Source organism: Angustibacter luteus (genome assembly GCF_039541115.1).
GTDB lineage: Bacteria > Actinomycetota > Actinomycetes > Actinomycetales > Angustibacteraceae > Angustibacter > Angustibacter luteus.
In genome coordinates this window covers 170447-183753 of the sequence record NZ_BAABFP010000005.1, presented here as the reverse complement: position 1 = coordinate 183753, position 13307 = coordinate 170447, and the positions used below count along the sequence as shown (strand labels likewise).

At 65.1% G+C, this 13307-nt stretch carries 8 protein-coding genes and 3 rRNA genes; 1 reads left to right on the top strand and 10 read right to left on the bottom strand.

Features of this window, described 5'->3' with window-relative positions; genetic code table 11:
* Window positions 1-35: 35 nt before the first annotated feature.
* The 10 genes from ABEB17_RS09980 to ABEB17_RS09935 all read right to left on the bottom strand — a co-directional run bounded on the left by ABEB17_RS09980 (window position 36) and on the right by ABEB17_RS09935 (window position 12855).
* Window positions 36-797 carry a tetratricopeptide repeat protein gene (locus ABEB17_RS09980; protein WP_345716546.1) on the bottom strand — a complete coding sequence of 254 codons (762 nt, stop codon included), beginning with the start codon at window positions 795-797 and terminating at the stop codon, window positions 36-38.
* Between the two features lie 475 nt (window positions 798-1272).
* Window positions 1273-1389, bottom strand: a 5S ribosomal RNA gene (gene rrf / locus ABEB17_RS09975).
* A gap of 69 nt (window positions 1390-1458) precedes the next feature.
* Window positions 1459-4564, bottom strand: a 23S ribosomal RNA gene (locus tag ABEB17_RS09970).
* A gap of 374 nt (window positions 4565-4938) precedes the next feature.
* Window positions 4939-6461, bottom strand: a 16S ribosomal RNA gene (locus ABEB17_RS09965).
* Together the 16S, 23S and 5S rRNA genes form the textbook arrangement of a ribosomal RNA operon.
* A 574-nt stretch (window positions 6462-7035) precedes the next feature.
* On the bottom strand, window positions 7036-8301 hold the full coding sequence (tyrS, locus tag ABEB17_RS09960; protein ID WP_345716545.1) for a tyrosine--tRNA ligase: 1266 nt from the start codon (window positions 8299-8301) through the stop codon (window positions 7036-7038).
* A gap of 64 nt (window positions 8302-8365) precedes the next feature.
* On the bottom strand, window positions 8366-9019 hold the full coding sequence (locus ABEB17_RS09955; protein ID WP_345716544.1) for a DNA-3-methyladenine glycosylase: 654 nt from the start codon (window positions 9017-9019) through the stop codon (window positions 8366-8368).
* An 11-nt stretch (window positions 9020-9030) separates the two neighbouring features.
* Window positions 9031-9780, bottom strand: coding sequence for a succinate dehydrogenase/fumarate reductase iron-sulfur subunit (locus ABEB17_RS09950; RefSeq protein ID WP_345716543.1), 750 nt, complete (start codon window positions 9778-9780; stop codon window positions 9031-9033).
* Entirely contained in the window at window positions 9777-11702 is a 1926-nt protein-coding gene (locus ABEB17_RS09945; RefSeq protein WP_345716542.1) for a fumarate reductase/succinate dehydrogenase flavoprotein subunit, read from the bottom strand. The genes ABEB17_RS09950 and ABEB17_RS09945 overlap by 4 nt, the downstream gene beginning before the upstream one ends.
* Window positions 11703-11730: 28 nt before the next feature.
* Window positions 11731-12564 carry a hypothetical protein gene (locus ABEB17_RS09940; protein WP_345716541.1) on the bottom strand — a complete coding sequence of 278 codons (834 nt, stop codon included), beginning with the start codon at window positions 12562-12564 and terminating at the stop codon, window positions 11731-11733.
* A 3-nt stretch (window positions 12565-12567) separates the two neighbouring features.
* Window positions 12568-12855 (bottom strand): hypothetical protein, encoded by a 288-nt coding sequence (locus ABEB17_RS09935; RefSeq protein WP_345716540.1) that lies wholly within the window; start codon window positions 12853-12855, stop codon window positions 12568-12570.
* Between the two features lie 112 nt (window positions 12856-12967).
* Between ABEB17_RS09935 and ABEB17_RS09930 the strand changes: the two genes are divergently transcribed.
* The gene (locus ABEB17_RS09930; protein ID WP_345716539.1) at window positions 12968-13216 is read left to right on the top strand and encodes a hypothetical protein; all 249 of its coding nucleotides are present in this window, start codon (window positions 12968-12970) and stop codon (window positions 13214-13216) included.
* Window positions 13217-13307: the final 91 nt, after the last annotated feature.

The window sequence follows — 13307 nt, the reverse complement described above, 5'->3', positions numbered from 1 at the left end:
ACGTCGGCGGGGCGCGTCACGTGCACCGGGCCGACCTACTCAGCGGACGGGTCAGGCGACGCCCCTTCCGGGGAGTCGTCGTCGTCGAGGTCGGTGAACTCGACCCCCTGCAGGTCGGCCAGCCGCTCGTCGGCGTCGGTCAGGCCGTCGACGTCGGCGTCCGCGGCCTGGGCGAACCAGGCGGTCGCCTCGTCAGCCCGCCCGGCAGCCAGCAACGCGTCGGCGTAGGCGTAGCGCAGTCGTGCAGTGAACGGATGCAGGGCTCGGCCCTGCAGCTCGGGGACCTGCAGCGCAAGGACGGCGGCATCGGGCTGCCCGAGGTCTCGACGAGCACCGGACACCACGATGGCCATCTCGACCTGCTCGGCGCGCGTCAAGGTCGCCGCCTCGTCGCTCGCGGCGAGCTCGAGGGCCCGCTCTGGACGGCCCAGGCCGCGTTCGGCGTCGGCCATCAAGGGCAGCTGGTGCGAGGACCCACTCATGCGGCGGGCCGCGCGCAGCTCCGCCAGCGCCTCGGACCACAGCCCGGCGTGGTAGGCGGCGATGCCGACCACCTCACGCACGACGGCCACCCGGCCGGCTCGCCGCTGGGCAGACATGGCGTGCGCGTACGCCTGCTCCGGCTCGTCCGGCAGCAACCGGGTCACCATCACCAGGTGACGAGCCACCTGCTCGGCATTGGGCTTGCTGAGCGAGCGGAGCTGAGCGCGAACGGCCCGGTCGAGATCGGCTGCCACGACGTCTTCGGGCAGGGCCGGCTCGACGGGCGCATCGCGACGCGGTCCAAGGAGCTTCATCGGCTCGTCCGCGGACCGCGGTCGACCGCTCGGCGGGCCGCCCCGCCCCGCGGGTGCGCCACCTGAACCGCTGGGGCCACTGCGGCGCGCCGGGGCGCCCTGGCCACTCCTCGGTGCACCGCCAGTCCTTGGTGCCCCGCTGGACCGGCCGCGGTCGTCACGGCCCTGGCCGGTGCGCGACCCGGAGGCCCCGCGAGAGGCGCCTGAGCCGTCTCGGCGGGGGGCTCCAGAACTGCGAGAGGCTCCGTCTCGGCGGGGGGCTCCAGAACTGCGAGAGGCTCCAGAACTGCGAGAGGCACGCGAACCGCTCCCGCCGGCGCCTTCGCCATGCGGCCGGTCGCCGCCTGCGGACGAGTCGGTGGGGCGGTCCTCGTCGGTCATGGCGAAACCCTTCCGTCGCAACGCATCTGATCCAGCGTACGGGCAAAACGAAGACGCCCACCCGGGGTGACCCGGGTGGGCGTCTCGAAAGAATGTCCGGCGGCGTCCTACTCTCCCACAAGGTCCCCCTTGCAGTACCATCGGCGCTATTGGGCTTAGCTTCCGGGTTCGGAATGGAGCCGGGCGTTTCCCCAATGCTATGGCCGCCGAAACTCTATGGAGATGTCACAGTCGTCTCCGACCGCATCTCGGGAACCGCACAGTGGACGCGTAGCATCTTTGTATCAAGTTATCGGCTTATTAGTACCGGTCAGCTGCATGCATTACTGCACTTCCACATCCGGCCTATCAACCCAGTAGTCTAGCTGGGAGCCTCTCGGGGAACACCCCATGGAAACCTCATCTTGAAGCGTGCTTCCCGCTTAGATGCTTTCAGCGGTTATCACTTCCGAACGTAGCTAATCAGCGGTGCTCCTGGCGGAACAACTGACACACCAGAGGTTCGTCCATCCCGGTCCTCTCGTACTAGGGATAGCCCTTCTCAAGTTTCCTACGCGCACAGCGGATAGGGACCGAACTGTCTCACGACGTTCTAAACCCAGCTCGCGTACCGCTTTAATGGGCGAACAGCCCAACCCTTGGGACCTACTCCAGCCCCAGGATGCGACGAGCCGACATCGAGGTGCCAAACCATGCCGTCGATATGGACTCTTGGGCAAGATCAGCCTGTTATCCCCGGGGTACCTTTTATCCGTTGAGCGACGGCGCTTCCACAAGCCACCGCCGGGTCACTAGTTCCGACTTTCGTCCCTGCTCGAGATGTCTCTCTCGCAGTCAAGCTCCCTTGTGCACTTGCACTCGACACCTGATTGCCAACCAGGCTGAGGGAACCTTTGAGCGCCTCCGTTACATTTTAGGAGGCAACCGCCCCAGTTAAACTACCCACCAGGCACTGTCCCTGATCCGGATCACGGACCGAGGTTAGATATCCAGAACGACCAGAGTGGTATTTCAACGTTGACTCCACCGACACTGGCGTGTCAGCTTCAAAGTCTCCCACCTATCCTACACAAGCCGTACCGAACACCAATACCAAGCTATAGTAAAGGTCCCGGGGTCTTTCCGTCCTGCTGCGCGTAACGAGCATCTTTACTCGTAGTGCAATTTCGCCGAGTTCGTGGTTGAGACAGCGGAGAAGTCGTTACGCCATTCGTGCAGGTCGGAACTTACCCGACAAGGAATTTCGCTACCTTAGGATGGTTATAGTTACCACCGCCGTTTACTGGCGCTTAAGTTCTGAGCTTCGCCGTGAGGCTAACCCGTCCCCTTAACGTTCCAGCACCGGGCAGGCGTCAGTCCGTATACATCGTCTTGCGACTTCGCACGGACCTGTGTTTTTAGTAAACAGTCGCTTCTCCCTGGTCTCTGCGGCCATCCAGGCTAGGAGGAGAACTCCTTCACCTTTCCGGCCCCCCTTCTCCCGAAGTTACGGGGGCATTTTGCCGAGTTCCTTAACCACGATTCACTCGATCGCCTTGGTATTCTCTACCTGACCACCTGAGTCGGTTTGGGGTACGGGCGGCTCGAACCTCGCTAGAAGCTTTTCTCGGCAGCATAGGATCACCCTGCTTCCCGCTATCGCGGTCACTATCAGGTCTCAGGCTATGTGAGGTACGGATTTGCCTATACCTCGCCCTACACCCTTGGACGTGGACTACCATCGCCACGCGGAGGCTACCTTCCTGCGTCACTCCATCGCTTGCCTACTATTAGATCGGTTCGCGCGCTCCGCCGGACTACCTCCGAAGAGGACGCCGGTTTCAGGCGCTTAGCATCACTAGGTTCAGCATGGGCGGTTCTTCGCCGGTACGGGAATATCAACCCGTTGTCCATCGACTACGCCTGTCGGCCTCGCCTTAGGTCCCGACTTACCCAGGGCAGATTAGCTTGACCCTGGAACCCTTGGTCATTCGGCGGACGGGTTTCTCACCCGTCATTCGCTACTCATGCCTGCATTCTCACTCGTGTGGCGTCCACGGCTGGATCACTCCGCCGCTTCACTCGCCACACGACGCTCCCCTACCCATCCACACGCTTGGACCAGTCCGAAGACTGGCCGGGCAATGTGTGAATGCCACAGCTTCGGTGGTGTGCTTGAGCCCCGCTACATTGTCGGCGCGGAATCACTTGACCAGTGAGCTATTACGCACTCTTTAAAGGGTGGCTGCTTCTAAGCCAACCTCCTGGTTGTCTGGGCAACTCCACATCCTTTCCCACTTAGCACACGCTTAGGGACCTTAGCTGGTGGTCTGGGCTGTTTCCCTCTCGACTACGGAGCTTATCCCCCGCAGTCTCACTGCCACGCTCTCACTTACCGGCATTCGGAGTTTGGCTGACGTCAGTAACCTTGTAGGGCCCATTAGCCATCCAGTAGCTCTACCTCCGGCAAGAAACACGTGACGCTGCACCTAAATGCATTTCGGGGAGAACCAGCTATCACGGAGTTTGATTGGCCTTTCACCCCTACCCACAGCTCATCCCCCAGGTTTTCAACCCTGGTGGGTTCGGTCCTCCACGCGGTCTTACCCGCGCTTCAACCTGGCCATGGGTAGATCACTCCGCTTCGGGTCTAGATCACGCGACTGAAGCGCCCTATTCGGACTCGCTTTCGCTACGGCTTCCCCACACGGGTTAACCTCGCCACGTAACACTAACTCGCAGGCTCATTCTTCAAAAGGCACGCCGTCACCCCTGCTAGGGAGGCTCCGACGGATTGTAAGCACACGGTTTCAGGTACTATTTCACTCCCCTCCCGGGGTACTTTTCACCTTTCCCTCACGGTACTTGTCCGCTATCGGTCACTAGGGAGTATTTAGGCTTAGCAGGTGGTCCTGCCAGATTCACACGGGATTTCTCGGGCCCCGTGCTACTTGGGATCCCTCTCGCAAGTCCGTGCCATTTCGTCTACGGGGGTCGCACCCTCTGTGCCGGGCCTTTCAATGCCCTTCGACTATGACGCGGATTGGTAACTTGCTGCTAGTTCGGCAGAACTAACTGAGAGGTCCCACGACCCCGACCACACAACGCCTGCCGGCTATCACATGTGATCGGTTTAGCCTCTTCCGCTTTCGCTCGCCACTACTCACGGAATCGCGGTTGCTTTCTCTTCCTGTGGGTACTGAGATGTTTCACTTCCCCACGTTCCCTCCGCACGCCCTATGTGTTCAGGCGTGGGTGACTGGACATGACTCCAGCCGGGTTTCCCCATTCGGAAATCCTTGGATCACAGCTCGGTTACCAGCTCCCCAAGGCTTATCGCAGGTTCCTACGTCCTTCTTCGGCTCCTAGTGCCTAGGCATCCACCGTGTGCCCTTATTAACTTGAATCAAAGATGCTCGCGTCCACTGTGCAGTTCTCAAGGTACGGGCGGAGATCGACCCCTTGTCCGGTGCCTGCTCGCCAGTGCGAGCGGTTCAGCCGGGGGTCGGTCCGCGCGAAACGGCCCCGTTCTGGTCAAAGACCATCGTGGGGCCGCAGTCGCTGAGGTCAGGCTCGTTCGCCCGGTCCCTCAGGACCCAACAGTGTGCCAGGGGCTGATCCGTCTTCCTTCGCAGGTTCCTGCTCCGAGGAGCTGTACTGAGCGAGATCCGAGTCGATCCGTCCCAACTAATCGATGTTCCACCCTTGAGCACCCTCCTCAGATCGTACGTCTGAGGCAGGGGCCTGGACGCCAGCTAGGCCGGCGCCAGATGCTCCTTAGAAAGGAGGTGATCCAGCCGCACCTTCCGGTACGGCTACCTTGTTACGACTTAGTCCCAATCGCCAGTCCCACCTTCGACGGCTCCCTCCACAAGGGTTGGGCCACCGGCTTCGGGTGTTACCGACTTTCGTGACTTGACGGGCGGTGTGTACAAGGCCCGGGAACGTATTCACCGCAGCGTTGCTGATCTGCGATTACTAGCGACTCCGACTTCATGGGGTCGAGTTGCAGACCCCAATCCGAACTGAGACCAGTTTTTTGGGATTCGCTCCACCTTGCGGTCTCGCAGCCCTTTGTACTGGCCATTGTAGCATGCGTGAAGCCCAAGACATAAGGGGCATGATGATTTGACGTCATCCCCACCTTCCTCCGAGTTGACCCCGGCAGTCTCCTATGAGTCCCCACCATTACGTGCTGGCAACATAGAACGAGGGTTGCGCTCGTTGCGGGACTTAACCCAACATCTCACGACACGAGCTGACGACAACCATGCACCACCTGTACAGAATCCCTTGCGGACCCGACGTTTCTGCCGGTTTACTCTGTATGTCAAGCCTTGGTAAGGTTCTTCGCGTTGCATCGAATTAATCCGCATGCTCCGCCGCTTGTGCGGGCCCCCGTCAATTCCTTTGAGTTTTAGCCTTGCGGCCGTACTCCCCAGGCGGGGCGCTTAATGCGTTTGCTGCGGCACGGAACTCGTGGAATGAGCCCCACACCTAGCGCCCAACGTTTACGGCATGGACTACCAGGGTATCTAATCCTGTTCGCTCCCCATGCTTTCGCTCCTCAGCGTCAGTTACGGCCCAGAGATCCGCCTTCGCCACCGGTGTTCCTCCTGATATCTGCGCATTTCACCGCTACACCAGGAATTCCGATCTCCCCTACCGCACTCTAGTCTGCCCGTACCCGATGCAGGTCCAGGGTTAAGCCCTGGATTTTCACACCAGACGCGACAAACCGCCTACGAGCTCTTTACGCCCAATAATTCCGGACAACGCTTGCACCCTACGTATTACCGCGGCTGCTGGCACGTAGTTAGCCGGTGCTTCTTCTGCAGGTACCGTCACTTTCGCTTCTTCCCTGCTGAAAGAGGTTTACAACCCGAAGGCCTTCATCCCTCACGCGGCGTCGCTGCGTCAGGCTTTCGCCCATTGCGCAATATTCCCCACTGCTGCCTCCCGTAGGAGTCTGGGCCGTGTCTCAGTCCCAGTGTGGCCGGTCGCCCTCTCAGGCCGGCTACCCGTCGTCGCCTTGGTGGGCCGTTACCTCACCAACAAGCTGATAGGCCGCGAGTCCATCCCTAGCCGAAAAACTTTCCACACAGTACAGATGCCTGTCTGTGTCGTATCCGGTATTAGCCTCGGTTTCCCGGGGTTATCCCAGAGCCAGGGGCAGGTTACTCACGTGTTACTCACCCGTTCGCCACTGATCGCCCGGAGCAAGCTCCGAGGTCACCGTTCGACTTGCATGTGTTAAGCACGCCGCCAGCGTTCGTCCTGAGCCAGGATCAAACTCTCCGTTGATGTTTTGTTCACCCCACGCTGGCGCAGGGCGACATCTCTTGAGGTTGGGTCCGAAGACCCGATCCATGGCTAGAAGTGGATGACACGAGGTCATCCGTTCTTAACCAAAGGAATCGTCTGGCAACAGAGACTCCGAGCCGAATGGCCCATCGCCGCTGATGCCATGACGAGTGTTATATGGCATCGATTTTTGGCACACTGTTGAGTTCTCAAGGATCGGACGCGCACCGCATCGGACCTTTCGGCCTGTCCGTCGGGGCAACCGTTCTAACTTAGCCGATCCGCGTCGAGGCAGTCAACTTCGTTCCGGGCGAGGCCCGAAGCTTGTTGACTCGTCCTGCGGTGGGGATCGAGTCCCTACTCTAGCAGGCTCTGAGAGCCGCCCTGACCACCGCCCGAGGGCGCGGTCAAGCCCCGGTCACCCGGTGCTGTTGTTGGGGTTTCAGTCCGCGGGACCGGCCACCCCGCGGTGTCCGTTCCTCCCTGTCGGGCTGACGTCGAGAACATTAGAGGGCCCCGCGCGACGACGTCAAATCGGGGGGCCGTGACGCCCGCCACCCTCGATTCGCAGGCGTCAGGAGACGTCGGCGACGGCGGCGGCGAGCGACTTCTTGCCGCGTCGGAGCACCGCGAAACGCCCGTGCAGCAGCTGATCCGCGGCGAACACGGCGTCCGGGTCGACGACCTTCACGTTGTTCACGTAGGCACCACCCTCGTCGATCGTGCGACGGGCAGCACCGCGGCTGGGGGCGAGGCCGGCGTCCACGAAGGCCTCCACGACGGAGCTCCCCGGCGACACCTTGGCTCGCGCGAGCTCGGCCGTGGCGTCGGCCAACGTGCCGGCGTCCAGCTCCGCCAACGCGCCTCGGCCGAAGAGCGCGCTGCTCGCTGCTTCCACGGACGCGGTGGCGCCGGAGCCGTGCACCAACGTGGTCACGTCGGCCGCGAGCGTGCGCTGGGCCTGCCGGGCGAACGGACGCTCTGCCACCTCCTGCTCGAGAGCGGCCACCTCGTCGCGGGTCCGGTCGGTGAACACCTTGAGGTAGGAGATCACCGAGGCGTCGTCCGCGTTCACCCAGAACTGGTAGAACGCGTACGGCGACATCATCGAGGGGTCCAGCCACACCGTGCCCGACTCGGTCTTGCCGAACTTGGTGCCGTCGGCCTTCGTGATCAACGGTGTGGTCAGCAGGTGCACCGACGCGTGCTCGGCCCGGTGGATCAGGTCGACTCCCGCGGTCAGGTTGCCCCACTGGTCGGTGCCCCCGGTCTGCAACGTGCAGCCGAACTGGCGGAACAGCTGCAGGTAGTCCAGTCCCTGCAGGATCTGGTAGCTGAACTCGGTGTAGCTGATCCCGTCCTCACTGGCCAGGCGGGCGGCGACCGCGTCCTTGCGGATCATCGTGTTGACCCGGAAGTGCTTGCCGATGTCCCGCAGGAACTCCAGGGCGCTGATGGGCGCCGTCCAGTCCAGGTTGTTCACCATGGTCGCCGGGTTGTCGCCCTCGAAGTCCAGGAACGGGCGCACCTGCCGCTGGATCCGGGCCACCCAGTCCGCCACGACCGACGGGTCGTTGAGCTGACGCTCCGCCGTGGCCTTCGGGTCGCCGATCAGCCCCGTGGACCCTCCGACCAGGCACAGCGCCCGGTGTCCCGCGCGCTGCAGGTGACGCATCGCGATCAGCTGCACGAGGTTGCCCATGTGCAGGCTGGGCGCCGTCGGGTCGAAGCCGCAGTAGAAGGTGATCGGCCCGTCGGCGAGTGCCTGGCGTAGCGCGGCCTCGTCGGTGGTCTGCGCCACCAGGCCCCGCCATCGCAGCTCGTCGAGGATGTCGCTCACGATCGGTCCCTTCGTCGTGCCCGGCGGCTCGGGGCCCGGACGGTTCGGGGCCCAGCCTGCCGGATCAGGGGCTCGCGTCGCGACCGGGTTCGCTGCGCGTCGCCCCGGGACGGTACGTGGACACCGTCGGCTCGCCGTCCAGCCAGAACCGCCAGGGGTAGCGGACGGCGTCCCCGCCGACGCCACTCACCCCCACCCGCGGCCCGGTGCACACCTCGCCCGCCACCCGGCCGCTGCGCCGTAGACGGACCGCGGACGACGACCGCGACCCACCCAGGGCGGCGCCGTCCAGCGACTTGTCCAGCCCCAGTGCAGAGGCAAGGCGTGCGGGTCCGCGCGCCAGGTCCCGGTCCTGGCGGGCCGCGGGACGCCGGGTGCGAGCGAGCTCGAGTCCGCGCACGACCTCACCGCCGCGCAGCAGAACGGCGGACGCCGACCCGACCGGGCCGCAGACCACGTTCACGCACCAGTGCATGCCGTACGAGAAGTACACGTAGAGACGGGCCGGCGGCCCGAACATCACCGCGGTGCGTGGCGTGGGTCCGTTGCGCGCGTGCGATCCCGGGTCGCCCGGGCCGGCGTACGCCTCGACCTCGGTGAGCCGCACCGCGACCACGCCCGCGGCCGTGTGGTGCTCGATCACGGCACCGAGCAGGGCGGGCGCGACGTCCAGGACAGGTCGGGCGAGGAACCGTTGCAGCGCAACGGAACCCGCCACCTGGCCGTCGGTCAGGAGCGGCGCGCGATCTTGTTGCCCAGCCACACCAGCGGATCGTACTTGCGGTCCACGACGCGCTCCTTCATCGGGATCAACGCGTTGTCGGTGATCTTGATGTGCTCCGGGCACACCTCGGTGCAGCACTTGGTGATGTTGCAGTAGCCGAGACCGAACTCCTCCTGCGCCTCGCTCTTGCGGTCCCGCTCGTCCAGCGGGTGCATGTCGAGCTCGGCGATCCGCATCAGGAAGCGCGGCCCGGCGAACGCCTGCTTGTTGTCCTCGTGGTCGCGCACCACGTGGCAGACGTCCTGGCACAGGAAGCACTCGATGCACTTGCGGAACTCCTGCGAGCGCTCCACGTCGACCTGCGCCATCCGGTAGTCGCCGGGCTCGAGGTCAGCAGGTGGCTGGAAGGCCGGCACCTGTCGCGCCTTGTCGTAGTTGAAGGACACGTCGGTCACCAGGTCGCGGATCACGGGGAAGGCGCGCAGCGGGGTGACCGTGATGAGCTCCTCCTCCGTGAAGGTGCTCATCCGCGTCATGCACAGCAGTCGCGGACGCCCGTTGATCTCGGCGCTGCACGATCCGCACTTGCCGGCCTTGCAGTTCCACCGGACGGCGAGATCGCCGGCCTGGGTGGCCTGCAGCCGGTGGATGATGTCGAGGACGACCTCGCCCTCGTTCACCTCGACCGTGTAGTCGTGCAGCTCGCCGTCGTCGGCGTCCCCACGCCAGACCCGGAACCGTGCGTCGTAGCTCATGCCTGCTCCCCTCCTCGCCCGGAGGCTTCGTCGAAGACCGCGAGCTCGTCGTCCGTCAGGTACTTGGACAGCTCGGTGCGCTCGAACAGCGTCAACAGCTCCGGACGGATCGCCGGCACCGGCTGGCGGGTCAGCTCGACGCCGTCGTCGGTCAGCCGGCAGACCAGGTTCACGCCCCGCCACTGCGGGTCCATCGCCGGGAAGTCCTCGCGGGTGTGGCCGCCGCGGCTCTCGGTCCGCTCCAGCGCGGCCTTCGCCACGCACTCGCTGACGTCCAGCATGTTGCGCAGGTCCAGCGCCAGGTGCCAGCCCGGGTTGAACTGGCGGTGGCCCTCGACGCCGGCCCGGTCGGCCCGCTCGCGCAGGCCGGTCAGCCGTTGCAGCGCCTCCGCGATCTCAGCCTCACGCCGGATGATGCCGACCAGGTCGTTCATCATCTGCTGCATCTCGGAGTGGATGGAGTACGGGTTCTCGACCGCGGCGTCCGCGGCCCCGCCGATCGTGAACGGCTCCAGCGCCGTCTTGGACGCCGCAGCCAGGTCGTCGTCGGTGATCGCCGGACGACGCTCCCCCAGCCCCTCGACGTACGCCGCGGCACCGGCGCCGGCCCGACGGCCGAACACCAGCAGGTCCGACAGCGAGTTGCCACCCAACCGGTTCGACCCGTGCATGCCACCGGCCACCTCGCCGGCCGCGAACAGCCCGGGCACCACCGCTGCGGCGGTGTCGGCATCCACCTCGACCCCGCCCATCACGTAGTGGCACGTGGGCCCGACCTCCATCGGCTCGGCCGTGATGTCGACGTCCGCGAGCTCCTTGAACTGGTGGTGCATCGATGGCAGCCGGCGGATGATCTCGTCGGCGGGCAGGCGCGTGGACACGTCGAGGAAGACACCGCCGTGCGGGGAGCCGCGGCCCTCCTTCACCTCGGTGTTGATCGCGCGGGCGACCTCGTCGCGCGGCAGCAGCTCCGGGGGGCGCTTGTTGTTGTCCGCGTCGGAGTACCAGCGGTCGGCCTCCTCCTCGGTGTCCGCGTACTGGCCACGGAACACGTCGGGCACGTGGTCGAACATGAACCGCTTGCCCTCGCTGTTGCGCAGCACTCCCCCGTCGCCGCGCACCGACTCGGTGACCAGGATGCCCTTCACCGACGGCGGCCAGACCATGCCGGTCGGGTGGAACTGGATGAACTCCATGTTGATCAGCGTCGCGCCGGCGCGCAGGGCCAGCGCGTGGCCGTCGCCGGTGTACTCCCAGGAGTTCGAGGTCACCTTGAACGACTTGCCGATGCCACCGGTCGCCAGCACGACGGCCGGCGCCTCGAAGACGACGAACCGGCCTGACTCACGCCAGTAGCCGAACGCGCCGCTGATCGCGTCGCCGTCCTTGAGCAGGTCGGTCACGGTGAGCTCGGCGAACACCCGGATCCGGGCGTCCAGGTCGCCGTGCTCGCGCAGGTCCTCCTGCTGCAGGGAGACGATCTTCTGCTGCAAGGTGCGGATGAGCTCGAGGCCCGTGCGGTCGCCGACGTGGGCGAGCCGGGGGTACTCGTGACCACCGAAGTTGCGCTGGCTGATCTTGCCCTCGGGAGTGCGGTCGAACAGGGCGCCGTACGTCTCCAGCTCCCAGACGCGTTGCGGCGCCTCCTGCGCGTGCAGCTCGGCCATCCGCGGGTTGTTCAGGAACTTGCCGCCGCGCATGGTGTCGCGGAAGTGCACCTGCCAGCTGTCCTTGGAGTTCACGTTTCCCATGGACGCCGCGATGCCGCCCTCGGCCATCACCGTGTGCGCCTTGCCGAACAGGGACTTGCAGATGATCGCGGTGCGCAGGCCGTGCTCGCGGGCCTCGATGGCCGCGCGCAGCCCGGCGCCGCCGGCACCGATCACCACGACGTCGTACTGGTAGCGCTCCAGGTCGCTCACGCGGGCGTCTCCTCGAAAACCGTTGGGATCAGAAGAACTTGGGGTCGTTGAACACGCCGGCGGCCAGGCACGCGACGTACGCGTCGGTCAGCGCCACCCCCACCAGGGAGACCCAGGCGAACAGCATGTGCCGGGTGTTGAGCCGGGAGACGAACGTCCAACCCTTGTAGCGCAACGGGTGTGCGGAGAAGTGCTTGAGCCGGCCGCCGATCGCGTGCCGACACGAGTGGCAGGACAGCGAGTACAGCCAGAGCAACGTGGCGTTCGTCAGCAGCACCAGCGTGCCGAGCCCCATGTGCCCCCACTCGCCGTCCGCGTTCCGGAAGCCCAGGATCGCGTCGTAGGTGAGGATCACGTTGAACACCAGGCCGGCGTAGAAGAAGTACCGGTGGATGTTGTTCAGGATCAACGGGAAACGCGTCTCACCCGAGTACGCACCGTGCGGCTCTGCGACGGCGCAAGCGGGCGGGCTCAGCCAGAACGACCGGAAGTACGCCTTGCGGTAGTAGTAGCAGGTCATCCGGAAGCCCAGCGGGAAGATCAGGATGATCAGGGCCGGCGAGAGCTTCCACCAGTCGCCGAGCAGGTGCACCTCGCCCGTGCCCGGCACGCAGTTGGTGGACAGGCACGGGGAGTAGAACGGCGAGATGTACGGGGCGCTGTAGTAGGCGCCGTTCCAGAAGGCCCGGATCGTGGCGTAGATGATGAACGCGAACAGCACACCGAACGTGATGGCCGGCTGCACCCAGTAGCGGTCGGTCCGCAGGGTACGGGCGGGGATCCGCGCGCGCCCTGGATGGCCGACCCCGGTCACGGGTGCGGGAGTGCTGGGCTTGGCTGCTGCGGGGGTGCTGCGCGCCACCCCTCAGCCCGCCCGACCGGTGGCGCCCAGGCCCTCGTCGTCCGCGTCCGACCAGAACGACGGGTCGTACTCCTCGTCCGAGATGTAGATGATCTCGCCGGGCTGGGCGGGTCCGTGCCGCATGCCCTCGGTCCGAGCAACCAGGTTGAGGTCCGCGGCGATGCGGGCGATGTCGTCGCGCAGCCGCTGGACGTCGACGGTGTCGCCCAGGTGCGCCTGCAACGACGCCACGCACGCGCGTAGGTCGGCCAGCTCCCGGGCTGCCGTCTCCAGGTCGTCGTGCGCTGTCATCCACGAACCTCCTGCTTCGCCGTCCCGCTCCGTTGCGGTCCCTGCACGCATCCTTGCCGGGACACCGTCCCACGTAAAGCATTTCTACGCGAAGGGATGCAGACTGGTCGCCATGGCACGCCGGTCGCGGCGGCTTCCGCGGTACGACATCGTCACGCCGACCGAGCACGAGGCGCGGGACGACGAGATCGCCCGTCAGCGGGTGCGCTACTTCCTCGTGTGGGTGCCGTGCATCGCGCTCGTGCTGTTCGGCTTCTTCGTGCCGGCACCGACGCCGTGGCGCATCGCCGCGCTGGTGCTGGCCGCGCCCTTGCTGCCGCTGGCTGCCGTCATCGGCAGCAGCTGGCGACGCCCGGGCTGACCTTTCCGCCGTTCAGTCCGGTCGAGAGCGCTCCTGGTGCGGCTTGAGTGGCGGAAACCGGACTGGGTGGCGGAAGCGTGGGTGTGCGGGG

Bases quoted from the DNA above. Each gene is read 5' to 3' on its own strand.
- ABEB17_RS09980 (WP_345716546.1), bottom strand. From the start codon at position 797: ATGAAGCTCCTTGGACCGCGTCGCGATGCGCCCGTCGAGCCGGCCCTG.
- ABEB17_RS09950 (WP_345716543.1), bottom strand. From the start codon at position 9,780: ATGAGCTACGACGCACGGTTCCGGGTCTGGCGTGGGGACGCCGACGAC.
- ABEB17_RS09935 (WP_345716540.1), bottom strand. From the start codon at position 12,855: ATGACAGCGCACGACGACCTGGAGACGGCAGCCCGGGAGCTGGCCGAC.
- ABEB17_RS09930 (WP_345716539.1), top strand. From the start codon at position 12,968: ATGGCACGCCGGTCGCGGCGGCTTCCGCGGTACGACATCGTCACGCCG.